This is a genomic window from Qipengyuania sp. JB2-7, assembly GCF_055693485.1.
Map to the genome: position 1 here is coordinate 59,234 of NZ_CM146335.1, position 26,858 is coordinate 86,091.

Sequence of the window (26,858 nt, forward strand, 5' to 3'; positions counted from 1 at the left end):
AGGGAGGCCGGATGCCTCATCAGTCAGCTGCGCCAGACGAAGGTTTCTAAGCAACCGGATTATCCGGTGAGCGTACCGCGAATACCCCAAGCAGCAAGAGGCTCGCGGCGATCTCAACATAGATTAGCGACATCTGATCAAGCGCCATCGCCACCGACAGTATCGTGATACCCAAAGCAAGTGCGATAGGTACGCTGCGTCCCCTCCAACGTCGGCTGAGGCACGCGACCAGTAAAACAGCAAAGCATATTATTAAAGCAATGAGCTGCCCGCTCTTGTCACGGATACGCCCGAGAGTGAGGGTTTCCGCCGCTTGTGCCTGAACAAACACGCCGGGTTGAACGCCGTAGAGTGAAGTCGGATAGCGATCGCCGAGCTCAATCGCAGTTGCGCCAATCAACGCCTGCTTTCCCGCAATCCGTGAAGGCGCGACATCACCATTGATCAGATCGATGAACGAAATGCGATCAAAGCTTTCAGGCGCAATTGCCTGATCGATTGGGAAGCTTTCGGCAACGCTGCCGGCTTTACCGGCAAGCATACTCGCCAGAGACGGTCGCGGCGTATCATTAGTTACAACGCCATAGGGATATTCCAGCACGCGACCGTCGAGCTCTGGCACAACATTCACCGATGCCAGAAACGCGTGTTCGCGCAGTTCTGGGATCGGTAGCGCCTCTGAAATCACCGGGCCAGCGTCTGTCTGATTGACCTGACGGAACGTTGGCAGGATCACCAATCCATCAAAATCGGCCAGTGCCTCTGCAAACAATATGTCCTGATCCGGGGTAGAGCTTGCTGAGAACTCGATATCAAATGCGATCTGGCGTGCGCCCAAGGCATTGAGCTCGCGCACCGCATTGGCGTAATGTTCACGGGGCCATGGCCAGCGCGGCAATCGTTGCAATGATCGCCCGTCAACCTCGACGATAACGATCTCGCTTGGTGTGGTTGATTCGCGGACGCGATCACGTGCGTCGCGTAAATCACGTTCCACGCTGCTGGCAAAACCGGTTGTGAGCGCAGCGATGGCGATCAACGCAGAGATCGCCAGAGCCATAAGCGACCCTGCTGCCTCTTTTTGCAAAATTCTATCGCGTACTAAAGACACGGCCACGCTACTCCGGTCAAACAGCACGCCCATGGCGGGCGCGCCAGCCAGAATGCTATAGCGAGCAATAGTTTAGACTGCGTTTCCAGCTTGGTCTGGCTGGCTAGACAGGCATCAATGGCCCAATCTTATTCGCTTACGTCTGTTTCGCTTTCATTGCCGGCAAAACTGCTGACCCCGCGCTTGTCACCATCGCGACCATAACCCTTGACTACAGCAGCCACTGTTGGGCGCCTTACCTTTGATTGCGGCGTTGCGGTTTTCTCTATCCCCAACAGCATATCTCCCAGCGATTGAAACACTTGAGAAACGGTGCCGCTCTCTTCTGCTTCGGCGATACGCACCTGCGCCTTGGGCGTGACCACAAGATACTCGTCATCGCGCACCAGAACGGCGCGAGCGCCCTTGCCGGTGCGGACGACATCACCAATTTGCAGCTGCGTACCTTTAGCCCCGTACACAAACTTGTCGGCGCGTTTGATGGAAACCTGCCCGTCAGCTTCGGAGATAATCCAGCCAGAGTCCGTCGCCAATGCGCCGCTGCTCGCCATTAGAGCCGCCGCAACGCAGACGCTTTTTGTCAGCTTGATCATCCTTCACCTCGCAAGCTTTGGTTTTATTTGTCACATTACGTTAGCAAGCGAGGTTTCTCAGGCGGTTAAGTCGCTGGGATAACGGTGTCCTAAATCATATGGTTAAAGCCAGATTTTCGTGTTTCGACAAAAGGTATTCCCGCGAACACGGCGGTATTGAGGACGCCGCGTTGCATAGTTGAGACAAGCCTCTATGCTCTTGTCATCTTTCAGCCACACTTTGTTGATGCTGCAGCAACCCACAAGCTTCCAAAAGAACCGCAAGGTAATCCGATCTTAAAATCACAGACTTCTGATGCCGCAGATCAGCCGATTGATCCGCCCCTGATTGACCTTCCCATCGATACGCATGATCGCGGTTTTTACGACGGTTTCAGTCGTGAAGTGACCATTCCGGGAAAAATCATCGTCTCACTCATCATCATGTGGGCGATCTTCTTCCCCGTTCGCGCGATGGAAACGCTGGAAGTCGCGAACTCCACCATCATCGCTGCTTTCAGCGGGTGGTACGTATATCTCGTCGCTTCGCTCATCCTGGTATGCGGGGTGCTCGCCCTGTTGCCGCAGAGTGGCCGCTTGCGCTTAGGCGGCGCGGATGAGCAGCCTGAATTCTCGCGCTTCTCATGGTTTTCCATGCTGTTTGGTGCTGGTATAGGTATCGGCATGCTCACCTATTCCACTGGTGAGCCGCTCGCGCACTTTGCCAACAACCCTGATATTATTCGCGGCACTATTGAGGGTGTTAGTGCGGAGGCTGTCCGCCCCGCTTACATGTGGACCTTCCTGCATTGGGGCTTTGGCGCATGGTGCACGTATGCGCTGGTTGGCCTTGCCATCGGGTACGTTTCGCACAGGCGCGATCTCCCGCTGACCGTGCGCTCCAGTCTGGCCCCGCTGTTCGGCAAGAGTATGTCTGGAAATTTCGGGCACGGTGTCGATATCGTAGCCGTGGTGGCGACGATACTAGGCGTTGCGGTAACCATGGGCCTTGGCGTTCAACAGTTCGTTGCTGGGCTGTATCGGGTCGGCTTTGGCGACTGGCTGATGGTGAGCGATGGCGAAGGCGGATTGACCGCCTCTGCAGCAGCGATCGTCACCGCGCTTGTCGTGCTGGTCGGCGCCTCAACACTCAGCGCGCTGTCGGGTGTGGGACGCGGGATCAAATGGCTATCCAACATAAATATGGGATTGTCCTTCGCGCTGCTGGCATTGTTCGCTGCAGTCGGCTCAGGGTTTTATGGGCTTCAGCTGCTGGGCGTGGGCATCTGGGATTACATCGTTACTCTGCCCGCCAATTCTCTGACCCTGTTTTCAAACGATGGCAGCGAAACCGCCGCGGCTCTCGTTCAATGGCAGCTGGATTGGTCAGTATTTTATTGGGCGTGGTGGATCGCCTTTGCACCCTTTGTCGGCATGTTCATTGCCCGTATTTCACGCGTACCGCACGATCAGGGAATATGTGCTGGGTGTCGCTATCGTTCCTTCTTTGATGTGCTTCTTATGGATGGCGCTCGCAGGAGGCACAGCCATCGAACTGGAATTGAGCGGACAGGCGGGCGGACAAATCCTCAACACGGGCATCTCGGACCAACTCTATGCGACCCTTGCCGTGCTGCTCGATCCAAGCTTTGCGCTGATCGTATCAGGTCTCGTCGTTATTCTGCTGATGACCTATCTCATCACATCGGTGGATAGTGCGATACTGATCGTAAACACTATCAATGGCGCAGGAGAAGATGAGGGCGGGCGGCGCTATCACATCCTATTTTGGGGCACTGCGCTGGCCTTTGTTGTTGGCTCAATGCTGATCCTGGGCGGGATCGACGCAATCCGTATCACGATGATCATAGGCGCCCTACCGTTCTCTTTCGTGGTCGCACTGATGGCGATTTCCATTCTTAAGGCGGTGATTTTCGATCTAATTCGCAAAAAACATGGCGTCCCAACGACCGCAATCGGTTGCGAGGAATGGGAAGGACAAGTTCCAGCGCCAGAAAAGACCTAATAGAGGTCAGAACGCTACAATACAGAATAAATATACGAAGAATATCCTGATGAGCACTTTTTGTCCCTGAGTATATTTTATAAATATATACTTTGTATATTTCGTTATATTTTCCCAATATTCATTCTAGATTATATTGATGATTTCGAGTGAGGTGTTTGTTGTAATTTTACAACGGGCTCGCGCTATATCCCCAAAACTACTGGGCTACTGGTGACTGATGCAAGTTCACTTTGTTACCGGCCTCGCAACAGGGTCTGCAATTTTGGCAGCTGCCTATTTTTACTGATTATGCGGACAATTCGCGTTCCGCGGGTCGCAGAATTGTCTAAAGGGGACAAACAACATGATTAGATTTGCAAGCAGCGCGTCTGCTAGCGCGCTGGCTATTGCCGTTGCTGCGCCAGCGATGGCGCAGGACGCGCAAACGCCTCAAGAGGGTACTCAGGAACAACGCGGCGGCGTTGGTACTATTGTCGTTACCGCACAGCGCCGTAGCGAAGATTTGCAAGACGTGCCGGTATCGGTCGCTGCCATCAACTCAGAGCAGCTTGATGAGCTGAACATTGATACGTTCGAGGACTACCTCGACCAGATCCCAACGGTGACCGCTGGCGGAAACGGACCGGGGCAAAGCACAATCTATATTCGTGGCCTAGCCTCAACCACACCCAACATCACGGTTGCTGGTGTGGCCGGCCTCGCGCCGAACGTTGCACTCTATCTAAATGATCAGCCGCTTTCGCAGCCGGGTCGTAACCTTGACGTTTACGCCGCTGACCTCGAACGGATTGAAGTGCTTTCTGGTCCTCAGGGAACCTTGTTTGGCGCAAGCTCGCAGGCTGGCGTTGTCCGCCTAATCACCAACAAGCCGAGCCTCTCTGGCTTTGATGCCAGCGCGTCGGCTGGTGTGGCGTTCACTAAAGGTGGCGAGGCCAGCTATAACGGCGAAGTCATGCTTAACGTGCCGGTCGCTGACACAATCGCATTGCGCGGCGTGGTCTATCTCGACGACCAAGGCGGCTACATCGACAATGTGCAGGGCACACGCGACCTCACTGAAAGCGCGCGCTTCCGCCCGGAGGGTTTCGTCCGCGAAAACGGTGTACCTGTATCAGCGGTACGTGCGGGCTTCCAATCAACGTCAGATTTGTCGGGCGTAACGTTCCTGGCCGCTGACAACGCCGGCATCGCTCAAGACGATTTCAACGACACGACCTATACGGGTTTCCGCGTCAGCGGGTTGTGGGAAGTAACCCCTGACTGGACTGTCAATGTTTCGCATCAGCGCCAGAGCCTTGAGAGCGATGGCGTATTCTTCGCTGATCCTGAGCTTGATGGTCTTGATGACCTCGAGATCGAACGCTTTGAGGAAGACCGTCTCGAAGACGATTTCTCCAATACCAGCTGGACGGTCGAAGGCCGGATCGCGTTTCTCGATGTGATTTACACCGGTGCGTACACAGATCGCGAAAGCGAGCAGCGCGCCGACTACACCGACTATCTTTTTGCCGGTCAGTATCTGCCATATTACATCTGCGACGGCTCGGTCAGCTATCCCGGTGCAGCAGCCCCAAGCGGTACGTGTCAGGCGCCAAATCTCTACGTGAACTCATTCTCCAAGACCGAAGTGTTCACGCAGGAATTGCGCTTCAGCACACCTGACGACTGGCGTGTGCGTTTCCAGGGCGGCGGCTTTTATTCCGACCTCAGTCTGGAAGAACGCGTCGACTTCGCCTATCCCGGCAATGTCATCGCCCAGCCATTCGGAGCTTTTGCGCCAAACTTCCCGCAAATGTCTGGCTTCATTTCTGATCCGGGACCATTCCCGGCTGACACCATCTTCCGCAACGACATTCGCCGTACAGACGAACAGTTCGGCATTTTCGGCGAGGCCAGCTTTGACATCGTCCCTGACCTTTTGTCAGTCACACTCGGCGCGCGCTATTACGATGTTGAGGTGGATTTTGAAGGCAGCGCGAACGGATCGTTCTGTAACTCAGGCGCGGCGGCAGATGCCAACGCCTTCGGTACGGACATCAGCGATTTATATGATGGCGATGGCAGCTTCACCTTCATTGGATCGTGCAACGCTGCACTGCGTCAGACCTTCGATATCAACGATACGCTTGCCGACATCGAAGCAGCCGGGCTTTCGGCCACGCAGGCACAGCAGGTGTTCAACGCTGTACGTGCGCCGGACACCGCCTCGACCAGCGGGACGATCTTCAAGGGAACAGTCACCTTGACGCCGACAGAGGACCTGCTGTTCTACGCGACTTATTCGGAAGGTTTCCGGCCCGGTCTGTTGAACCGCCCAGGCGGCGCGGTTGCGCCGGGTACCGGCTTTGTCGTGCCATTCGAAGTCGAAACCGATGAAGTAAAGAATTACGAACTCGGCTGGAAAATGGACCTGATAGATGGCCAGTTCCGGTTCAACGGCAGTGCATTCTTCGTCGATATCTCGAACCTGCAAACGCAGATTTTCGACCCGTCGATCACCAACCTGTTCTTCTCATCAAACGCAGCAAATGCAGAGATTTACGGGCTGGAGGCAGACTTTGTGATCGCGCCCTATGCGACACCGGGCCTGACAGTGGCAGGTGCGTTCTCAATCCTCGATACAGAGATTACGGACGTCCTGATCCCGACAAATGATGTGATTGAGGGTGAGGAGCTGGCCTATGCACCAGGCTTACAGGGCAATATCCGCGCTCGCTATGAGTGGGATTTGTCGGATAGTCTTGAAGCTTACATTCAGCCTCAGTTGAATTATTCGTCATCCAAGTTCACCGACATTATCGAGATCAACAAGATTGAACTCGACAGCTATACGCTGCTCGACCTGTCCGTCGGGGTCAAAGCCGAGCAGTGGCGCTTTGAGATCTATGGTGAAAACCTGACCGATGAGCGGGCTGAGATCTCCGGCATCTTTGGCAATGATCGCGAACGCATCATCACCAACCGTCCGCTGACGGTCGGCATGCGTGTCACATTCGACTACTGATCGGATACAGCACAGATAGGAACGGCGGGAGTGGCAATGGTTCACTCCCGCCGTTTTGCTGTCTAGGTACTCACTCATGAGCCGCGAAGAGTCACTCAAGCAAATACAGCAGTCACTAAAAGACGGTCAGTTCGAGGCTGGCCTGGCGCGCGCGCGCGCACTGATTGCAGATGATCCCCACGACGGTGAGGCGCTCTATATGGCAGCGGTGGCCGCACGCTATCTCACACGATTTGATGAGGCAGGGGAGCACCTGATGGCCCTGCATACCGCCATGCCAGAATATGGAAGAGCATGGCAGGAGGAAGGCCACCTCGCATTGGCGCAGGGCGATAGCGTAGCGGCATTGGCTGCATTTACGCGCGCCACGCGTTTCAACCCGGCACTTGAGGCAAGCTGGCGCGAACAAGCACGGTTGCACACGGAGGCTGGCCGAGCGGCGGAAGCGCAAGTCTCTACACAGCAGCATCAGCGAATAATCAGTTTACCTCGCGAACTGGTCGCTGTGACAAATCATCTGGCGGAAGGTCGCCTAATCCGCGCAGAGGAAATTTGCCGCCACTATCTGCGCCAGCACCCCAAAAAAATCAGGCGCACGTGGAGGGCATGCGGCTACTCGCCCGGATCGGGATTGAACTGGGCATTCTCGATGATGCGGAGTTCCTGCTGGAAAGTGCTGTCGAATTTGCGCCTGACGATGTGCAGCTGCGTTTCGACTATATCGATGTGCTGCGGCGGCGTCAGAAATCCGCCGAGGCACGCGAACAGGCTGAAGAGCTGTACCAACGCGACCCGGCCAATCCGCTGTTTCAATCACGTCTGGCGATCGAATGCATTCAGATGGGCGACTACGATCAGGGTCTCAATTTATTCGACAGTGTGCTCGAAAAACTACCCAATGATCCGGCCAGTCTGACCAGCCGGGGTCATGCACTCAAAACAAAGGGCGATCGCTCCGAAGCAGAGGCAAGCTATCAAGCCGCTATCGCCGCTAAGCCCGATCACGGCGATGCCTATTATGCGCTCGCCAACCTTAAGACTTACACATTTAGCGATGGTGAGGTCGCCGCCATGCGCACGCAGGTGGAGCGACCCGACCTGGCCTTTATGGACCGCGTGCACCTCCATTTTGCGCTCGCCAAAGCGTTGGAGGATGCTGGCGAATATGCCGAAAGCTTCACCCATTATGACAAGGGCAATGCCCTGAAACGCGCACAAACTCGTTACAGCGCGGACGCCATGACGAAAGAGCTGGCGCGACAAAGGGAACAGTGCACGCCTGAGCTGTTTGCCAAGCATCACGGCAGCGGCCACACCGCACCAGACCCGATCTTTATCCTCGGCCTACCGCGCGCCGGTTCCACCTTGCTAGAGCAAATCCTCGCCAGCCATTCGCAGATTGATGGCACGCTTGAATTACCCAACATTCTGGCGCTGGCGCACCGGCTGCGCGGACGGAAAGCGGGCCAATCACGCTATCCCACAATCCTCCATGATCTGACGGCTGATCAGCTCGCGAAGTTTGGCGAGGACTTCATCGACAGCACCCGTATTCACCGGCAAGGCGCACAGTTCTTTATCGACAAGATGCCGAACAATTTCCGGCATATCGGCCTGATTCATCTGATCCTGCCCAATGCGAAGATCATCGATGCGCGCCGTGCGCCGATGGATTGCTGCTTTTCCGGCTTCAAACAGCTGTTCGCCGAAGGTCAGGAATTCACATACGGCCTTACAGAGATCGGACGGTACTATTCGGACTATGTCGGCCTGATGGATCACTGGGACACAGTGCTGCCAGGCAAGGTCTTGCGGGTCCAGCACGAGGATGTGCTCGACGATCTTGAGGGGCAGACTCGGCGAATGCTCGACTTTCTAAGCGTACCTTTTGAGGAAGCGTGCCTGACGTTTCACAAAACCGACCGGGCCGTCCGCACTGCCTCCAGCGAACAGGTCCGCGAGCCTATCAATCGCAAGGGCCAAGATGCGTGGAAGCCGTTCGACCAATGGCTCGATCCGCTGCGCGCTGCGTTAAGTACTGCGGATTAGTTTAGCCTGGTAACGACCGCGCTCATTCTAGTTTTGGCTGACAAGCCGGTGAATGTGAGCGACTGCCAGAATTAGACCACCGACAACAGTTGGGGTTGTTTCACTCATTCCGAAATTCTCGGCGAAGAGAGCGCCGGAAATCAACGTCAGGCCAATCACAACTGGCACGAGAAAAGTGTGTGCTCGCGCAGCACGGTCTGTTGCGATCACGCCCCCGGATGCCGCGATAGCGAGCAGTGCCAACGTCCAGTGAACCCACTCCGCCCCTGCAAAGGCAGCGGCGAACGGCAAAAAGACCGCGACCAGGGGCAGAGCCATGCAATGCGCGATGCATGACAGGCTGAGCACCGTTGCGGCACGATCATAGGAAGTTGCAGGAAGCATTTGACCTCTATGTAATAGTATCACATATCGCCTAGCCATCTGGATGTGATACGTCAATCGATGAATTTCATTGCAATCGCTTGACGGACGCGAATGTGTCTGACGACATGCGCACTATAGACGTGAGTGAGTCGTTGATCGACATCTGTTTGCGGCAAATGCAAATCTGTCCGCCTGCTCACGCAGATTACCTTGGGGGTGCTCTTATGAAAAAGATCTCGCACTTTTTGCTGATACTGGCTGTTGCTTTGGGCCTGTCGAATACGGCAACCGCGCAAAGCGATAAGGGAAAAGAGCAAACTGCCCTCTCGAGCGGCACGTTCGATGCATTCAATCTGCGCAATATAGGCCCGGCTTTCATGTCTGGCCGCATCGCTGACATTGCCATCGTGCAGGACGATCCCGCCACATGGTATGTCGCCGTGGGTTCAGGCGGCGTTTGGAAAACTGAAAATGCTGGCACCACCTGGACTTCGCTTTTCGATGGTCAAGGTTCCTATTCAATCGGCTCGCTCGGCGTCGACCCGTCAGACCCCAATCGTATCTGGGTCGGAACAGGCGAGAATCACGGAGGCCGTCATGTGGGCTTTGGCGATGGGCTGTATCTGTCGAAGGATGGAGGAAAGACCTGGGCGAAGAAGGGGCTGGAGCAATCCGAGCATATCTCAAAGATCATCGTTCACCCCGAAGACCCCGATACCGTGTGGGTCGCCTCGCAAGGTCCGCTGTGGTCAGCAGGTGGGGAGCGCGGCGTCTACAAGACAACCGATGGCGGAGAAACGTGGGAGAATGTCCTATCATCGGGCGAGTATACCGGCGCGACTGATCTCCTCATTGATCCACGCAATCCCGACCGGCTCTACGCAGCGCTCTGGCAGCGCCATCGCACGGTTGCGGCCTATGTCGGCGGCGGCCCGGAAACCGGCCTTTGGAAATCTGATGATGGTGGTGAAACCTGGGAGGAACTGAAAACCGGCCTGCCTGAGGGCAATATGGGCAAGATCGGTTTAGCGATTTCGCCAATGCAGCCCGACATTCTCTATGCCGCGATTGAGCTTGACCGGCGTGAGGGTGGCACATGGAAATCCACCAATCGCGGTGCGAGCTGGACCAAGATGTCCGATACAGTCGCAGGCGGCACCGGACCGCATTATTATCAGGAACTCTATGCCAACCCACATGTGTTCGACCGGATTTATCTGGTGTCCAACACCACGCAGATTTCAAATGATGGCGGCTCAACCTGGAGCGATCTCAACAACGAACTGAAGCACGTTGATGATCACGCGATTGCGTTCCGCCCAGATGATCCGGAGTATATTCTGTTTGGTTCTGACGGCGGACTGTATGAGAGTTATGACCACACTAAAACGTGGCGATTCATCGACAACCTGCCGATCACGCAGTTCTACAAAGTTGCGGTCGATGACGCAGAGCCGTTCTATTTCGTTTACGGCGGCACACAGGACAACAACTCACAAGGTGGGCCCTCACGCACAGACAATCGGCATGGCATTCGCAATGATGACTGGTTCATCACGCTGTTTGCTGACGGTCACCAATCGGCCACTGAGCCGGGCAATCCCGACATCATGTATGCGCAATGGCAGCAGGGTAACCTTGCCCGCGTTGACCGCATCACTGGCGAAGTTGTGCATATCCAGCCACAGGCCTCCCCCGGCGATCCTATTGAACGCTGGAACTGGGATGCCCCCATCTTCGTAAGCCAGCACAATCCAACGACGATCTATTTTGCGTCGCAGCGGCTGTGGCGCTCAAATGATCGGGGTGACAGCTGGACAGCACTTTCCGGTGATCTCACACGGGATCAGGACCGCTTACGTCTGCCTGTTCAGGGGCGCTTGTGGAGCTGGGATGCAGGGTGGGATTTTCTCGCCATGTCACAATACAATACGATCACATCATTCGGGGAATCACCGCTCAACGCAGACCTCCTATATGTTGGCACCGATGACGGCCTGATTCAGGTTTCCGAAAACGGCGGTGCAAACTGGCGCCGGATTGAGGCCGGTTCACTTCCAGGCGTCCCTAGCACAGCCTTTGTGAATGACATTCGCGCGGACCTGTTCGACGAGAACACAGTCTATATCGCGCTCGACAATCACAAATATGGCGATTTCCAACCCTATTTACTCAAGAGCACCAATCGCGGTCGCAGCTGGACGAATATCGCAGGCAACATCCCCGATCGGCATCTGGTGTGGCGGATCGTTCAGGATCACAAGAACCCCAATCTGTTGTTCACAGCAACCGAATTTGCGATTTACTTTACGCTCGACGGCGGTCGCAAATGGGTCAAGATGACCGGTGATGCACCGACCATCGCATTCCGCGATATAACCATTCAGCGCCGCGAGGATGATCTGGTGGCAGCCAGCTTTGGCCGAGGCTTCTTCATCGTTGATGACATCTCCCCGCTGCGCACTTTGACCGAGGCGAGCCTTGAGCAGCAGGCGATGCTGTTCCCAGGGCGCGATGCATGGTGGTATATCGAACAGCACCCGCTCGCATTTTCTGAAGGGGGCTCGCAAGGCCATGGCTACTACCGGGCGCCTAACCCGCCATTCGGTGCGAACTTCACCTATTATCTTGCCGACGATGTGCCGTCGCTTAAGGACATCAGACAAGAGCGGGAGAAACCGCGTGCAGAAACTGGCGTAGACAATCCTTTCCCGGGTTTCCCTGCTATGACTGCAGAACTTCAGGAGGTTGCGCCGACAATCTGGCTAACGGTGCGCGATGCAGACGGAAATGTGGTTCGCCGGATCAAAGGCCCAGCAAAGCGCGGGTTCCACCGTGTGAATTGGGATCTCCGCTTCCCCGATATGAGCGCGGCCACGCCGCCCGCAGATGGCGAGGATGAGCCATCCGGATTCCTTGTGACGCCGGGTCAATACACCGTTTCGCTTTCGCAGCGTGTCCGTGGGCAAACGACCGAACTAGTCGGTCCACAACCGTTCATGGTAAAGCCGCTTCGCGACGGCGCGCTACGCCCACAACCTGACGCTGCTGAGTTCTGGTCTCAGATTGCCAGCTTTGACCGGTCTGTCACAGCGGTGGGCTACACGCTTGGCGAAGCACAGAAGAAGGTTGAAGCTCTGGCTATCGCGAGCCAGCGCATACAGTCTGGCGATCCAGCGCAATTCGACAATCGCGTTCAGGCCCTTCGCCGAGAAGCTTTGGCGCTGGATGAAATGCTCAATGGCAATCCAGCGCGCAATGCGCTGACCGAGCGGACACAGCATACGGTGCGCAGTCGCTTGGGCCGGATCATCACTGGATTATCGGCATCGACCTATGGGCCGACCCAGACCCACCGGCAGCAGTTCGGCTATGCTCAGGTTGAACTCGAGCAGATCAAAGGTCGGCTAAACACGTTGGTTGAAAGCACAATACCTGCGCTTGAGGCGGAACTGAGCGCTGCTGGTGCGCCATGGGTGCCAGGGGCAAAGATCCCGTAAAGCTATGAACCCAAAACGCTTTTTTCGGCAAGTGCACTACTGGCTTTCGCTGGCAATCTTCTTGCCCGCTGGGATAATGTTCGCAGCGGGCGTTGTCTTGATGCTGAAGAAAGAGGTTGATTGGATCCAACCACCAACCGTCAGCGGCACTGTCCGACAACAGCTACCAGTTGCGAGCCTTGAACAAATGCTAGCAGCCGCGCGTCAGCATCCCGAGGCTGGCATTACGCAATGGTCAGACATCGACAGGATCGATTTGCGTGTCGACAAGGGGGTTGCGAAAATCCGCAGCAATACCGACTGGGAAGTGCAGGTCGACACCAGCACCGCTGAGGTCCTGCACGTTGCCTACCGTCGTTCCGATTGGATCGAGAGTATCCATGACGGGTCGTTCTTTTCCGATAGCGTGAAGCTTTACCTGTTCCTGCCCACCGGGATCATTCTGATCATCATGTGGGGCACCGGGATTTATCTGTTCCTTTTGCCGCGACTGCAGAAACGCAAGAAAGCGCGAAATCGTTAGCTCCGTAAAGGCGTCAAAAGCGAAGCTGGGGCTTGCAAGGACAGAGCCGACCCGGTTCGTTGCTGACCGCCCCATACGCGCGATACGCAGTGTCGAGCAGATTATTAAAAGCTAGCGTGAGCTTCGCATCGCCGGCATAATTACGACCGAAATACGGATCGTAATCGCATCCATTCAGAGCGGAACGCTCCCCTCATCGGCATCTATTGCGGCCAGTTCGGCACGCCGCTCCCCGGTGTATAGGGTGCACCAAGACCTTCCAGCTCACCCTCCAAAGCAACAAGGCGCGTCTCAACATCGCGTAGGCGCGTGAGTACGGCGGTGAATTCCTGCTTCGCCAGCGCCAATGCGGTCTTATCAGAGCCGGTGGTCGGTGACTGGTGTGACCAACCCCATCCACGTATCTGTCCAACACGTTGGGAGACCGAGAACGGAACCGGTTCATTGCGACTGCTAACCGTGCGATCACCGAATAAGGCACGGTCAGCCTCATCCAATATCGCCTCAAGCTGCTGAATGCTCGCTCGCTGCACATCGTTGGGCGATGGCACCGCTTCAACCGCAACCTTGAGATATGCCAGGCGACCGCGCAGTTCGCCCGATGCCGCCCCCGCCCCGGTGACTGCACGCGCAAGCCCCGCAGTATCCTGCTGGAATGCCAAGACAACCTCGCGATCTCTTGCAATTTCCGGGCTGTTTTCAAACGCCTTCACCATGAAACTCCGGGGCGGTGCAAGCTGCGTAACCACGCCGTTTATCCGTTTGCTCAACGTCGCCGTATAAGTGCCCGGAAGCACTAACGGGCCCATGGGCGGGCTACTGAAAATTGATCCTTGCGGCGCAGTGATCTGCGCCGGATCGGGCGCGTCGAAACGTAGATCCCACGCCACCCGATGCAGCCCCTTGGAATGTGGGGCGGTCATCCGACGAACGACAGCGCCATTTGCGTCCGTTATTGTGAACAGAACTGCAGGTTCATCCTCACGATCTTCTGTGCGTAACCGCTCCCACGACGGATAAGGCGTATCCCCGCCATTCTTCTCGACCTTTTTCTCTGCCTCGCGTCGCGTGTCCGAGAGCGACTTCAACCCATCGCGCAAGGTATAGGTAAACACAGCACCAAATGGCGGGTTCTCTGCGTGCCAGAAATTATCACCATTAGACGCCTTCGCGCCGCCCCAAGTCCCCCACAGATCGCCCTCTATGTATAGCCAAGGATCACGAATGGGGAACAGCGTCGCCTCTGATCCTGCAATGGCGCTGCTTCGTGTGCGCAGCGGTGAGTAGTCATCAAGCACATAAATCCCGCGTCCGAATGTTCCCACCACAAGATCATTCTCGCGGCGCTGAATCTCAATGTCACGAACGTCAATGGTCGGGAAATTGGTTTTGAGCTGATGCCAATTGCGACCGCCATTCTGCGTGTAGAACAAGCCAAATTCTGTACCGACGAACAAGAGGTTTGGATCAACATGGTCCTCCGCAATCGTATGTACTGATCCCCAATCGGGCAGGTCGCCAGCAATCGAGGTCCATGTCCGCCCGCGATCATTGCTGCGATACAGGTAAGGGTTGTGGTCGCCGCGCTTGTGATTGTCGAACGCCGCATAGGCAACGTCGGGCGCATGCGAGGAGGTAACGATATCCTCGACCAACGTCATGGTCGGCACGCCGCGAACACTTTCCAAACGCCGCCAGCTCGCGCCGTTATCTTCAGTGACAGAAATCACGCCGTCATCGCTGCCAACGTAAATCAGGCCTTCGACCAGTGGGCTTTCGCTAAGCGCAATTGCGGCGCCATAAATCGAGGTGGAATCGTTCTTGGCAATCGCGTCAACACTCCACACCCGGCCCATGACCTCCAGCGAATTGCGATCAATTTGGCGAGTGAGATCAGGGCTGATTTTCTGCCACGAATTGCCCCGGTCATTAGACGCAAAGAGATACTCAGCTGCATAGTAAATCCGGTCGGGATTATGCGGGCTAATCAGAAGCGGTGTGTTCCAGTTCCACTTGTAGGCAGGCTCATCTGTCTCTGGCTGCGGCGTCAGGAACACCCGCTCCTGTGTGCGCCGATCATACCGCGCCAGCCCGCCATACTGGTACTGTGTGTAAACGATGTTCGGATCACGCGGATCAATCTGCGGCTTATAGCCATCGCCGCCCAAGATGATGTGCCAGTCGGAATTGGCAATGCCGTGCGTTAGTGTGGTGCGAGAGGGTCCACATAGCGAGTTATTGTCCTGCGTACCGCCACAGACATTGTAAAACGGGGCCGCATTATCAGGCTGGACCCGATAGAATTGTACAATCGGCAGATTGTCGACATGGCGCCATAAAGTTCCGCCATCCCAGCTTTCATAAATCCCGCCATCACCACCAATAATCAGGTGATCAGTATTGCTCTCATTGATCCACAAGGCATGGTCATCAACATGCCGATGGGCAGCGCTAAGGTCAGTGAAGGTCTTGCCGCCATCTCTGGATCGCTTCGAAAATGTGTCGAGCGAATACAGCGTATTTTCATCCTTCGGATCGACCACTATCTCGTTATAATATTGCGGGCTCGACGTCATGTGGCTTGAGCGCTTTTCCCAATTCTGACCAAAATCGCTCGAACGATAAACGCCCTGCTCATCAGGCTGCCCCTCGATGATTGCGTAGACCATGTCGGGATTTGTCGGTGCCATGGCGAGACCAATGCGCCCCATATCATCGCCGGGCATACCAGCCGTTACTTCGCTCCAGCTCTCACCCCCGTCCGTGGTGCGGTGAATGCCCGAGCCCGGACCGCCATTGATTAACACCCAGACATGGCGCCGTCTCTGATAGGAAGACGCGACGATCAGGTCGAAATTGTCGGGATGTACAACAAATTCATTTATCCCGGTGTGTTCGTCGATAGCCAACACCCGCGTCCAGCTCTTTCCGCCGTCAGTCGTCTTATAGAGGCCGCGATCACCACCCGCGTTCCACAATGGTCCCTGTGCGGCGACCAGAACCGTGTCGGCATCTTCGGGATTGATCCAGATCTGGCTGATGTGGCCGGAATCTTTGAGGCCCATATTGGTCCACGTTTTGCCGCCATCGGTTGACTTATAGACCCCATCGCCAAACGCGACAGATCGCTGCGCATTATTCTCGCCAGTGCCGACCCATATCGTGTTGTCATCGGAGGGGGCGATTTCGACGACGCCAATCGCGTAAGTGCCTTCCCTGTCAAAAATCGGTGTCCAAGTCGTGCCGGAATTCTTGGTGATCCAAAGCCCGCCCGATGCCGTGGCGACGATATAATGATGCGAGCCGCCAGAGAAAAACGCGAAGTCTGAGATACGCCCGCTCGGATAAGCCGGACCGATCAATCTGAGCGGAAGAGAAGAAAGAGGGCTTTGCTCTTTGTCCTAGTCCGGGCTTTGGGCTTGCGCCGGGCCGTCAATCCCAAGCCCTAGCATCAGTGCCCCAGCCGCCAACACCCGCATGAAGTGCTTGCCCAAATCCCTCATATTACCCCCGCCATCGCTCACTCGTGCAATTCACATATCTAACTGAGACCGAAAGTTACGCAACGTCGCAATCGCTGTTCGATGAACAGCAACGATGGCTGCTTGACGAAAGACAGCCGGTGGATGAAACCCGGTGCTGCAAATTCAATTCAACCAGGCGAATCGGATCATATCGGAAGCAAATTTGTTGGCGTTGCTGTTGCGGCCTTGGCAGTTCTCAGCGTTATGGCGCAACCGGCCCAGGCGCAGTCTTTTGTCGATGCAGAATTCGATCCAGCGATCCCAACTCTGACCGAGACAGTTGGTCATGCCCCTGGCACGCGGATCACGTCGCCCGATGAAATGCTGACTTACATCCAGGCTTTGGCCGAGGCCGCCCCGGACCGCATGAAACTGGTTCAATATGCAACCAGCTGGCAGGGGCGCCCACTTCACTACATTGTTCTCACCGCACCAGAAAACATGGCTCGGCTTGATGCCATTCAGGCCGACCTTGCGACCGTCGCCGCAGGCCGCCCGAGCAATGGTAATGCACTGCCCGTGACATGGCTCGCGCACTCAGTGCACGGCAATGAAATCTCTCCTGCAGACGCGGCCCTGATGATGACATATCACCTGCTTGCGGCGCGCGGCGACGGAACGGTGGATCGTATCCTGCGCGACACGATCGTGATCATCGACCCGCTGCAAAATCCCGACGGGCGCGCGCGATTTGTGCACAATTTCCGTACTGCCCGTGGTCTAGAGCCAAACGCTGATCGTCAATCAGCAGAGCACGACGAACCGTGGCCAAGCGGACGGGTTAACCACTACATGTTTGATCTCAATCGCGACTGGTTCACGCTGAGCCAGCCGGAAACACGCGGCAAAGTGAAGGCGGTGCTCGACTGGCACCCCGTTGTTGTCGCGGACATTCATGAAATGGGCGGTGACGAAACCTTTTTCTTCAGCCCCGCCGCCGAACCTATCAATCCAAATATTACCGCCGCTCAGCTGCGCGCGTACGAGATCATCGGGCGGAACACTGCCGGTTGGTTTGACCGAATGCGTGAGCCCTACTTCACGCGCGAGGTCTATGATCTGTTTTACCCCGGCTATGGCGACACGTGGAATACGCATCACGGCGCCATTGGCAGCACCTATGAGCAAGGCTCGCCACGCGGCCTGTTGTTAGAGCGCTGCGATGGCACAATCCTCACTTACGCAGATGCGGTCCGCAACCAGTTTGTCGCCAGTCTCTCAACCGCGGAAGCAGTCGCCAAAAATGCCAGCCAGTTTGTGCGTGATTTCGGCGCGTATCGTTCCGCCAATGCCAATGGCGCGGCGGGCAATGGCACTTATGTTATCGACTTGTCCGAACGCCGCTGGAATGCCGAGGCACTGGGCAGGCGCCTGGCTGCACAAGGCATCACAGTCATGCGGCGCGAGGGAGCTATAAATGCCTGTGGGCGGTCATATCCCAAAGGCTATCTGGCGGTTCCTCAGGCGCAGCCTGCGGCGCGGCTAGTCCGCAGCCTTCTCGATACAGATACCGCGCTACCGCGAGACTTCATCGAGGAGCAAGAGCGCCGCCGGTCACAAGATCTGCGGCACGAACTCTATGATGTGACCGCGTGGTCAGTCGGCTACATGTCGGGCGTTGATGTATCGCTCTGCAATGGCTCTATCCGTGGTGAGGCGCTCTCAGGAGAGGAAGCGATCCCCGCAAAATCAGAGGGCAGCGGCGAGTTTGCGACCGCCGTGCCCTGGACCGATAGCGGGCAGGCACGACTGGTTACGCTTGCAATTCGCGCCGGGCTTGAAGGGCGCATCACGGACACTGCCTTCACTCAGGATGGCCACGTTTTTCCGCGCGGCACAGTGGTTTTCCCAACCGGCCTGAACGACGCGACTGGCATGGCTAAACTGACCGAGCTGGCGCGCGAGATTGGTGCTCACACAGTCCAACTTTCATCAAGCTGGGTGGACGATGGGCCTAACCTCGGCAGCGAATCTTTTGTTCGGCTTTCATTGCCCAAAGTCGCAATCGCTTGGGACCAGGGTGTCTCTCAATTAAGCGCAGGATCGGTTAGGTACGTCCTTGAGCAAAGGCTGGGCTTGCCGGTTGTACCGATCCGAACGCATCGCATGGCTGGTGCTGATCTGAGTGAATACGATGTATTGATCGTCCCGAGCGGCAACCCAGAGCGCGCGCTCGGTAGCGGGGGCGTGTCGACGATCCGCAACTTCGTGAAACGTGGCGGAGTGCTTGTCGCAATGGGCAGTAGCCTCGGCGTGTTCGCGGGGGGTGACGATCCATTGCTGGCCGTAACGCAAGAGGCAGCATTGGGCCGCGTGCCTTCTGGCGATGATGATGAGGAAGACAGCGAACAGGGTGGGCTGGCTGAAGCGGTCGAGATCAGCAGCGATGATGAATATCGGGAGCTGATCCGTGACCAAGACGCATTGCCTGATACACTGCCCGGAGCGCTGCTCAACACAGTCTCTGACCCAGATCATTATCTGTCTGCTGGATATGATGAAGGTGCGGTTGTGCTGGCGAGTGGATCGCAGATATTCACACCGCTTGACCGCGCAGACGGCATTAACGTCATCCGTTTTGCCGATAGCGGATCACTGATCGCGAGCGGCTATGTCTGGAATGAAAATCAGCGCCAACTCGCCTTCAAACCTTACCTGATGGCGCAAAACAGCGGTGATGGCCTGACGATCGGCTTTGCCCATGATCCAACCACGCGCGCGTATCTCGATGGGCTTGATCTGCTCCTCGCGAATGCGGTCCTCGTCGCGCCGTCACGCGAACGGTGAGGGCCGAGAAGGCCTTGCCACTCTTCTGACAGCGCGAAAAGACGTGGCAAAGTTCGTGAAACAAAGGGGGCCTCTAAAGGGTGGCTTTAGAAATGCCCCCTAAAATCTCAGCCGCAGTCCGGCAGTGGCTGAGGTTGACTGGTTGTCTGCGCCGATGCGCGAATCAACAGAAGCGACAATATCGAGCATTTCGCTTGCGCTAAATACCAACCCACCTTCGAGAGCAGCAGCCACTTTATCACGGTCAACACCAACTCCCACCAAACTGAGTGGACCACCGGCGTAAGAAGCGACAGCGACGGCTTGTCGCCCTTCCAATTGGAACTGTGCGCCAAGTGAAGCATATGGGCGCACGCGCGCATCGGAACTGTCGTCGCTTCCCAGATACACCCCGATGTCCGCAAAGCCAGCCGTATGACGATCCTTGGCAACAGTCAGCGCAAACGAACTCATCGAATTTTCATTCAGCCCGTCGCGAGAAACCCTGACATAGGTGATCCCGGCATTTGGACGAATGACCCATCCATCTCCCGTTGCGACTTCGTAACTGACTGAGAGATCGGTGACCCAGCTGCTAGTATTTGCGGAGCCAGTCGCTGATGTTGCGCCAGGCAGAGCCCGCTCAAGCGTTACATCTCCACTGTAGTAGAGAACTGACGCACTGAGGCCAAAGCTATCGGACTGATAGCGCCCATTTACACCAGCCACGAAGCCGTCCCCTTCTCCCTCAGCTCCGCGCGCGGTCAGTCGTTGTTCGCCGTCCAGATAGCCGACAAATGCAGAAACGCTACCTTGCACAGAACCGAAGCCAATCCCACCAAGGACACCGGAGCTTCGCCCACGTGCCGATGCGATGTTGTTATCAACGTTGCCGTCTAGGCGACTCCAATCCGCAAAGGCGGTGCCAAAGCTGAAAAGGCCCTCGCTCTCTCCGGTGCTTAAAGTCAGCGGACCGCGCACGAGATCGGCGAGCATGAGCGCATCGCTCACACTGTGCTGCGTCGCCGAAGCGTATGGCTCTGGCGTCAGTTGTGCAAACGCTGACGCGTTCGATGAGCCACCTGCAGTGAGCAGACTGGGTAATGCAGAGAACAGATTGCTCCCGGCGGGCTGAACCGCCAGCGTCGCGTTGGCGTAATCGACGCTAGCCGAGGTTTGCTGGGCAAAAGAGGTATCGCTAACGAACTCGCCAACCAGCTGCAGACGATTGGCACCCTGGATCAGGAAACCGAACAGATCATCCGACCGCGTTACCGTACCAAAGCTGCCGGTAATTCCGCCATCTGCAATGATAAGGTCATAGGTAATACCAGGCTGAAGTTCGCCTATGGTTGACAGCTCCAGATTTGCTCCATTTTCGATGGTCAGGGCGCCGCTCACCAACAGTTGATCGGTCAGTGTCGGCGTGAACTCGAACAGCTATGTCGACCCCGACAGCAAAGTCACATTTCCGTTGACTGTCATCGTTCCGGGCGAAGCACCCGGGCTGAGGGTGCCGGCAACAGTAATATCGGCGTTTACAAGTCCCGAGGTGCCAAATGTCGCACCAGACCCAATAAGGATCTGCTGAGCCGTTATGCTAGAGTCCGCCAATCCGACAAAACGTCCGCCGGTAAGATCAAGATTACCAAGCTGAGCCATCCCGCTGAGCGTGGTATAGCCACCCGACTGAGCGAACATTTCGATCCCGCTCACATTGCCGAGCTGGACAGGGGCAAGTTCGTCACCACCCGACAGGACGATGGTATCCATGCCCCAGCCGCCATTGATCGATCCTGCAAACAGCCCGGCAATGGTGAAGGCGTTGTCCTGCGTCCCAAAGTTCACTGTGGGAGCATTCAATGAACCATCTTGCGCTATAGTCAGATTAGTGGCGGCATCGATAAGATCAAAGTTCTGGTCACCTGACAATGCAAGCGTGCCAGCGCCTTCTGTTTGAAGCGTGGCAAAACCGCTGAAAATCGGACCGAGAGCGCGATCACCAGTCACACCGATAATCAGAGTATCGCTGCCAGAACCAGCATTCACAGCCCCGTCTATTGTACCGCCAGCATCCAATCTCAAGGTGTCATCACCGGCACCAAGATCGAATATACCCGATGCTGTGCCGCCATTGGTAACCGTGATCTGTTGATCGCCGGTTCCAAATGCCACCTGATCGCCCACTGACCCAAGCTGACCCGAGACATTGAGCGCACCGCCGGGGAGATTGATGACCTCGAACTGTGTCAACGTACCGGTCAAAGTTACTGGCCCCGCCGCTGAGGCGGTAAAGACGTCCTGATCTGCGCCACCGCTATAACCACCTGTGATTGCCGTGACGTTCAGCAAAAGGGTATCCGCGCCAGCGCCAAGGTTAGCGCCAGCCGCCTCGCCAGATAGAACCACAGCGTCAGCACCGGTACGAGCCGGCAAGGGCTGCAACATTGAAGCCGTTTGTAGTTAAACTCAGGTCCGCCCCATCGAGCGTGATGCTGTCAATATCTGTGGTCAACGCAAATGATAATTGCCCGTCACCACCAAAGGTGAATTGCTCAAAACCAACCACCAATCCGAGGCCATTTTGGTCGCCGGACAAGACCGCCGTATAGCTGTCGGTGCCAGCACCGCCATCGACTACGCCGAATACCTGGCTATTCGCGCCAGCGCTGAAGCTGTCATCGCCAAAACCGAGCAGAACAGCACCCTCCACCGTTCCGTTATTGGTTATGGCGTCGTTCCCGCCGGCAAGCGAGACGCCGCCGCCAATGACACTATTGTTGATGATCGTCTCATTCTGGTCGCCGCCAGTGAAAACGGTCATACCGGCAACATTGACGGCCTGGCCTTCGTCAACCGTTACGGTACTCCCGTTGACGGCGATTGTGTCAATCGCAAAATCACCCTCATAGGCGACGTTACCTTCACCGATCTGCGTGAAGACCTCAAAGTTGATATAATCAGCCGCGTTGATCGCTCCGCCGCCGGTCGCATCAATAGATCAACGTGTCGGTATTTGCCCCGCCATCGACAGTCCCGAGCAATGTGGCACTGGCTAATTGCAAGAACGTGTCGTCCCCCGCTCCGAGGATAACATCGCCTTGCAAAGTGCCCCGGTTTTCGATGCGATCACTGCCTCCGACCAGGTTGATCGAGCCGATGATGGTGCCGGTATTGATGATACGATCCTCGGTGTCGGCAAACGTATGAACCGCACCAGCTAGCGTTAGCCCGAATGCACTGATAAGCGCATCGTTCTCGTCAAACGCGGTTCCGTTTGTGCCTCGGATCGTGCCGGCATTGATCACTTCGAGCGGCCCGCCAAACGTCATGATCGCGCTTGAAAGCGTACCGGTAGCTTCGATAATTCCGTCAGCCTCATTGATGATCTGCATCGCATTGCCCGACGAGATCCGATAGTTGGATCGCGTTAGCGAGGTTAGAGAATGAGAAACCAAATGGATTAGCAATCGGCGGAGTGCCGCCCGCATTGGCGCTGATCGTTCCGCTATTGCGAATTGTGATATTAGGGTCTTCGTCTGAAGACGAAAACGGAACGCCATTCTGCACAGTGGCAAAAATCGCGTTGCCCCCTTACCCGACGGTACCGAAACTACACCTGTGTTGATGAGCTCAATTCTACCGTCGGTTTCCTGACTAGTGAGTGCGGAAAGGAATAGTGTCAAATTATCACCGGCTGCGGTGATCGTCCCGCTATTGGTAAAGGCAATTTCGGCGGTACGGGTTCTCTGCATCAATCGGGGTAAAGACCGAACCTGAGACCAGGCCCGATATCTCACCGCTATTATCTAAAGTCAGAGTCCCGAGCCCTCCCGTGGAAACCGCGGCAAACCCCTGAGCGACCGTAATACTACCGCTGTTGGTGAATACGGTATCAACCGCGTCGAAAATCCTGACCGCTTCGCCGTCAAGATCTTCTGACCCGACTGTGCCACTGTTGTCGAAATTTGTCACCGAGCCTGTAAAGCCGTCCGCAATGGACGCCTCGTTTTCGAATGACGCGAGGGTCTCATTCGTCAGGGGGTTGTTAGGCAGGAAGAACGGCAAATTCGTCGATGCTACACCCTCAATGTCAGCCTGGTTCACAATGCTTCCATCGCCCGAGAAGAGCACGTCCGAGGCGATGACCTCACTAGCTGTGACAGTAACAATCGTCTCTGCGCCGATCACGCGAACTCCTTCGAGTTCAAAATTCGTAAGCTCGACGTTCCCCAATTCAACCGAACCGCTTTCATCGCGCGCATATACAATCGTATCATCGCCCAGCCCACCATCGATGATACCAGAAATGCCGGTTTGTCCATTTAGAGCGATGAACACGTCTGCACCGTCGCCGAACAACAGATCACCCTCAATCGTGCCGCCATTGTCAGTGTAAAGGGAGCTGTCGAAAGATCGGCCAAAGCTCGAGAAACCCAAGTCAACCGTGCCGATAATGGTACCGGCGTTAAACAGGTTGCCGCCCGAAAGCTGAATTGCCGGGCCCCCTGCTGCGCCAGAGATCAGTCCAGTTTCTTCGTTAGTGATGGTTAGGTTGAACGAGCTAAAGCCGAATTGCCCCGCCGCGATCGCAGCTGCACCAGAGCTCGAAATCTCACCTGAGTTCGTAATTATGAACGTCGAGAATTCTGTCTCAATGGCATTGCCAGTCGTTGCGATGGTGCCAAAATTCTCAATGATCCCGACGTTCCGCAAGCCTACCGAGGTGTCAGACGCTCCATCAAGATCAACGATATCGCCATTATTGATGAACGTTTGCGAGATCCCGCGCCCCAACCGCACCATCAAGACTGATAGTGCCATTATTTGTAACGGTTCCCCCACCCGCAATACCATTAATCTGCTGAAACGGGTTCGCGACCTGTTCAATGACGGTAATAATGCCGTCATTGGTGAATGTGTCCTCAAAACCGCTTGAGATCGCAGCGAATGGGAAGAAGTTCGGGTCGTTGTGCGTGAAAGAAATCGCACCGCTGCTGACGATATCTAGGGACGGGTTGCCAAGCTGCGGTTCGTCCGGAGCGAACAGCAAAAGCCCACCAGTCAGGGCTTGCTGATTCTCAACAGCGATATCGGCATTGAGGTCAACTGTGCCGACCCCGGTTAGGATTACCGTTGCGGTAGAGGACCCTTCAAGCGCAAGCGCGGCTCCATCGAAGATATCAAAGCCAAGCCTTACAAATCCATCGGGCACCGCCAAGGAAGATGTTGCATCTTCGCGCACGCGATAGCGCAATTCGGACCGATCAGCAGTTACAGTCCCATTTATTCCCGCGAATGACCTGTTATCGCTCCCCGCCAACTCAGCGACCAAAATTGCGTCCTGACCCAGCTCAAGATCGCCGTTCAACACACCGCCGGGTAGCGCAAAAAACCGGTTGCCGTTAAATCCGCCGCCAAACTGATCGCCCAGCAGGCGGACATCGCCATTGATCGTTCCTGCATTGATGACAGACCGGGATGCGGATGCGGCGACCCCGTCTATCGCGAATGTTCCGCCAGAGATCACGCCACCCGCGCGGTTGTCGATGGCAGAGAAGAAATCCAAAAATACGCCGGTTTCGGGCGATGTAATGGTCCCGGTATTGACAAACGAGCTGCTGATGCGCGCGCCAATCAGAGCGCCTTCGATTAGGCCGCTATTGATATTTGGAGTGCCGATCGATCCTCCAAGATCAGACAATCCAACACCTGCTGTGGAGCGGATCGTGCCCGAGTTGTCGAACTGGCCGCGGAAAAGTGAGATACCAGTTCCGGTGGCGACGATCTCGCCAGTGTTCACTATCGTACCAGTTCCATCAAATCGAGCACCATCACCACTCGCAGTTATTGTGCCGTTGTTTTCAAAGCGGTTGGCATTGAAAAAGAAATCAGCAGCAAACTGATCCAACCCGACTGAACCAGCGGTAGTTTCGATCGTCCCATCGTTGATGAAGGTAACCGACGAGTTGAAACCAAAATTGGTGCCTTCACGGACTGCCCGCTCAGCACTTGAGAGAGATGCTTCGTTAACGATTGTTCCTTCGCCCTGAACAATCAAGGTGCCCGGTATTACGAAGTCATTGGCAAGCGTAGCTGTGACGTCGAGGTCTGGAGAAAACGATAGCTGCTCAAAATTCGTCGGCAGCGCGAATGCGCCACCGATCACGCTATCAGCGGTAACTGCAACCTCAATCGTGTCGTCGCCATCACCGCCATCAATCGTTCCTGAAACGCCGCTGCTCACAACTCCATTCGCAAATGATGCGATCAATACATCGTCGCCCGAGCCGAGCAGAAGGTCGCCGTCAATGGTGCCTAGTGTCGAGTTGACTCTAGTCGAGCCAGCAAAACCTGGCCCGTTAACTACCACGTCACCGACGATCACCCCCTGATTGTCGAGCTGGAGAGCAGTGCCAGCTTCAATCGCAATGCCACCAGCGGCCTCGATCCGGCCATTGGCCAAATTGACGATGTTAAGTTCTTCGCCGGATATCGCGAGGCCAGATCCGGAATTTTCAATCAGACCACTATTGGTGAATGGATCAAAATTGAAATCCGGAAAGATTATCGTTGAGGTGGTGCTGGATGACCGAATTGTGCCACTATTGGACTTAATTCCAAATACCCTGAAATCGGGCCGAATGTTGATGGCAGTCATTGCGCCGCCATCAATAAGCCCCATGTTATCAAGTGTGCCGATCGATGAATCGATAGCACCGATTACACCGGTCGATCTATTGATGATCGACGTGAAACTAGCTTCGCTTGGCTGGAGAGACAAAAGTGCAGGCCCCGATATCCCGGAGATCGTTCCACTGTTGTCTATCGATACAAGCGCCCCTTCAAAGCCGAAGCCAGGGCGACCGATTGTGATCCCGTTCGCGCCAGTGACGGTGCCACTTTCCTGTACGATAACATCAGCATTCACCTCAAAGGCGAAACCCGGAGAGCCTAACTGATACGCGACCGCAATGCCCGCATCGGCACCGCCATCGACTGTGCCAGCAACGTTCACGCTGGTCGGCGGGAAGGCGCCATCAAGCGGCAGGTCCAAAGTAATGGCCGCCCCACTAGCGTTCTGAACCGTCGCACCATTCTCAACAATTACTTCGGTACTGTTCGTGTCTACAGTCAATCCATCAACATCAACGCCGCTGCATGTCGTGGTCCCATTTTGCTGTGTTGGCTCGGGCTCACACTGAGCAAACGCCTGAGTGCCGCTGAGCAGCGCGATAGTAAGAGTACTTGCCTGCACAGAAAAACGAGCGGCGCCTTTGCGACGCACGGCAATAGATTTCACGAAAGATGCCCCCAAACCGAAGTGTATTCTTATCGTATTTTACGAATGCTTTGGAGATAGTCCATCCCCAAAATGAAACTGTGCCATTTTCAGTCTTTAGGATAAAGTGTG

General features: G+C 55.7%; 15 protein-coding genes and 2 pseudogenes. 7 read left to right on the plus strand and 10 right to left on the minus strand.

Annotated elements, in window-relative coordinates; translation table 11 throughout:
- Positions 1–46: 46 nt before the first annotated feature.
- On the minus strand, positions 47–1,144 hold the full coding sequence (locus ACZ1GM_RS00315) for a CHASE2 domain-containing protein (RefSeq protein WP_472677238.1): 1,098 nt from the start codon (positions 1,142–1,144) through the stop codon (positions 47–49).
- A gap of 95 nt (positions 1,145–1,239) precedes the next feature.
- Positions 1,240–1,704 (minus strand): FecR family protein, encoded by a 465-nt coding sequence (locus tag ACZ1GM_RS00320; RefSeq protein WP_472677239.1) that lies wholly within the window; start codon positions 1,702–1,704, stop codon positions 1,240–1,242.
- A 423-nt stretch (positions 1,705–2,127) separates the two neighbouring features.
- On the opposite strand from ACZ1GM_RS00320, the pseudogene ACZ1GM_RS00325 reads away from it, so the two are divergent.
- The 4 genes and pseudogenes from ACZ1GM_RS00325 to ACZ1GM_RS00340 all read left to right on the plus strand — a co-directional run.
- Positions 2,128–3,081 (plus strand): annotated as a pseudogene (locus ACZ1GM_RS00325) (BCCT family transporter); the annotation flags it as partial.
- 112 nt (positions 3,082–3,193) lie between these two features.
- Positions 3,194–3,709: a BCCT family transporter gene (locus ACZ1GM_RS00330; RefSeq protein WP_472677240.1), complete on the plus strand. Its 516-nt coding sequence runs from the start codon at positions 3,194–3,196 to the stop codon at positions 3,707–3,709.
- 346 nt (positions 3,710–4,055) lie between these two features.
- Entirely contained in the window at positions 4,056–6,716 is a 2,661-nt protein-coding gene (locus tag ACZ1GM_RS00335; protein ID WP_472677241.1) for a TonB-dependent receptor, read from the plus strand.
- Positions 6,717–6,792: 76 nt separating this feature from the next.
- A pseudogene (locus ACZ1GM_RS00340) lies at positions 6,793–8,765 on the plus strand (tetratricopeptide repeat-containing sulfotransferase family protein).
- A 27-nt stretch (positions 8,766–8,792) separates the two neighbouring features.
- Here ACZ1GM_RS00340 and ACZ1GM_RS00345 read toward each other — a convergent pair.
- A complete protein-coding gene (locus tag ACZ1GM_RS00345; RefSeq protein WP_472677242.1) occupies positions 8,793–9,149 on the minus strand; it encodes a MerC domain-containing protein in 357 nt (118 codons plus the stop codon).
- A gap of 206 nt (positions 9,150–9,355) precedes the next feature.
- On the opposite strand from ACZ1GM_RS00345, the gene ACZ1GM_RS00350 reads away from it, so the two are divergent.
- Together ACZ1GM_RS00350 and ACZ1GM_RS00355 are read left to right on the plus strand one after the other, a co-directional pair.
- The gene (locus ACZ1GM_RS00350; protein WP_472677243.1) at positions 9,356–12,631 is read left to right on the plus strand and encodes a VPS10 domain-containing protein; all 3,276 of its coding nucleotides are present in this window, start codon (positions 9,356–9,358) and stop codon (positions 12,629–12,631) included.
- A 4-nt stretch (positions 12,632–12,635) separates the two neighbouring features.
- Positions 12,636–13,154 carry a PepSY domain-containing protein gene (locus tag ACZ1GM_RS00355; protein WP_472677244.1) on the plus strand — a complete coding sequence of 173 codons (519 nt, stop codon included), beginning with the start codon at positions 12,636–12,638 and terminating at the stop codon, positions 13,152–13,154.
- Between the two features lie 203 nt (positions 13,155–13,357).
- Here the strand turns inward: ACZ1GM_RS00355 and ACZ1GM_RS00360 are convergent, their stop codons facing one another.
- Positions 13,358–16,516 carry a VPS10 domain-containing protein gene (locus tag ACZ1GM_RS00360; RefSeq protein WP_472677245.1) on the minus strand — a complete coding sequence of 1,053 codons (3,159 nt, stop codon included), beginning with the start codon at positions 16,514–16,516 and terminating at the stop codon, positions 13,358–13,360.
- Positions 16,517–16,780: 264 nt separating this feature from the next.
- Here ACZ1GM_RS00360 and ACZ1GM_RS00365 point away from each other — a divergent pair, with 264 nt between their 5' ends.
- The gene (locus ACZ1GM_RS00365; protein ID WP_472677246.1) at positions 16,781–19,465 is read left to right on the plus strand and encodes a M14 family zinc carboxypeptidase; all 2,685 of its coding nucleotides are present in this window, start codon (positions 16,781–16,783) and stop codon (positions 19,463–19,465) included.
- A gap of 99 nt (positions 19,466–19,564) precedes the next feature.
- Here the strand turns inward: ACZ1GM_RS00365 and ACZ1GM_RS00370 are convergent, their stop codons facing one another.
- The 6 genes from ACZ1GM_RS00370 to ACZ1GM_RS00395 all read right to left on the minus strand — a co-directional run bounded on the left by ACZ1GM_RS00370 (position 19,565) and on the right by ACZ1GM_RS00395 (position 26,747).
- Positions 19,565–20,845, minus strand: coding sequence for an autotransporter outer membrane beta-barrel domain-containing protein (locus ACZ1GM_RS00370; RefSeq protein WP_472677247.1), 1,281 nt, complete (start codon positions 20,843–20,845; stop codon positions 19,565–19,567).
- A 39-nt stretch (positions 20,846–20,884) separates the two neighbouring features.
- A complete protein-coding gene (locus tag ACZ1GM_RS00375) occupies positions 20,885–21,892 on the minus strand; it encodes a hypothetical protein (RefSeq protein ID WP_472677248.1) in 1,008 nt (335 codons plus the stop codon).
- A complete protein-coding gene (locus ACZ1GM_RS00380; RefSeq protein ID WP_472677249.1) occupies positions 21,858–22,268 on the minus strand; it encodes a hypothetical protein in 411 nt (136 codons plus the stop codon). The genes ACZ1GM_RS00375 and ACZ1GM_RS00380 overlap by 35 nt, the downstream gene beginning before the upstream one ends.
- A 169-nt stretch (positions 22,269–22,437) precedes the next feature.
- Positions 22,438–22,839: a hypothetical protein gene (locus ACZ1GM_RS00385; RefSeq protein ID WP_472677250.1), complete on the minus strand. Its 402-nt coding sequence runs from the start codon at positions 22,837–22,839 to the stop codon at positions 22,438–22,440.
- A 319-nt stretch (positions 22,840–23,158) separates the two neighbouring features.
- Positions 23,159–24,268, minus strand: coding sequence for an autotransporter outer membrane beta-barrel domain-containing protein (locus ACZ1GM_RS00390; RefSeq protein WP_472677251.1), 1,110 nt, complete (start codon positions 24,266–24,268; stop codon positions 23,159–23,161).
- Positions 24,207–26,747, minus strand: a complete 2,541-nt coding sequence (locus ACZ1GM_RS00395; protein WP_472677252.1) for a beta strand repeat-containing protein — start codon at positions 26,745–26,747, stop codon at positions 24,207–24,209. Before ACZ1GM_RS00395 ends, ACZ1GM_RS00390 begins: the two co-directional genes overlap by 62 nt.
- Positions 26,748–26,858 lie beyond the last annotated feature (111 nt).

Coding starts and splice junctions, on each gene's coding strand:
- ACZ1GM_RS00315 (WP_472677238.1), bottom strand. CDS start 1,144: ATGGGCGTGCTGTTTGACCGGAGTAGCGTGGCCGTGTCTTTAGTACGC.
- ACZ1GM_RS00320 (WP_472677239.1), bottom strand. CDS start 1,704: ATGATCAAGCTGACAAAAAGCGTCTGCGTTGCGGCGGCTCTAATGGCG.
- ACZ1GM_RS00330 (WP_472677240.1), top strand. CDS start 3,194: ATGTGCTTCTTATGGATGGCGCTCGCAGGAGGCACAGCCATCGAACTG.
- ACZ1GM_RS00335 (WP_472677241.1), top strand. CDS start 4,056: ATGATTAGATTTGCAAGCAGCGCGTCTGCTAGCGCGCTGGCTATTGCC.
- ACZ1GM_RS00345 (WP_472677242.1), bottom strand. CDS start 9,149: ATGCTTCCTGCAACTTCCTATGATCGTGCCGCAACGGTGCTCAGCCTG.
- ACZ1GM_RS00350 (WP_472677243.1), top strand. CDS start 9,356: ATGAAAAAGATCTCGCACTTTTTGCTGATACTGGCTGTTGCTTTGGGC.
- ACZ1GM_RS00355 (WP_472677244.1), top strand. CDS start 12,636: ATGAACCCAAAACGCTTTTTTCGGCAAGTGCACTACTGGCTTTCGCTG.
- ACZ1GM_RS00365 (WP_472677246.1), top strand. CDS start 16,781: ATGAAACCCGGTGCTGCAAATTCAATTCAACCAGGCGAATCGGATCAT.
- ACZ1GM_RS00375 (WP_472677248.1), bottom strand. CDS start 21,892: ATGTTGCAGCCCTTGCCGGCTCGTACCGGTGCTGACGCTGTGGTTCTA.
- ACZ1GM_RS00380 (WP_472677249.1), bottom strand. CDS start 22,268: ATGACCGTTTTCACTGGCGGCGACCAGAATGAGACGATCATCAACAAT.
- ACZ1GM_RS00385 (WP_472677250.1), bottom strand. CDS start 22,839: ATGCAGATCATCAATGAGGCTGACGGAATTATCGAAGCTACCGGTACG.
- ACZ1GM_RS00390 (WP_472677251.1), bottom strand. CDS start 24,268: ATGGCACTATCAGTCTTGATGGTGCGGTTGGGGCGCGGGATCTCGCAA.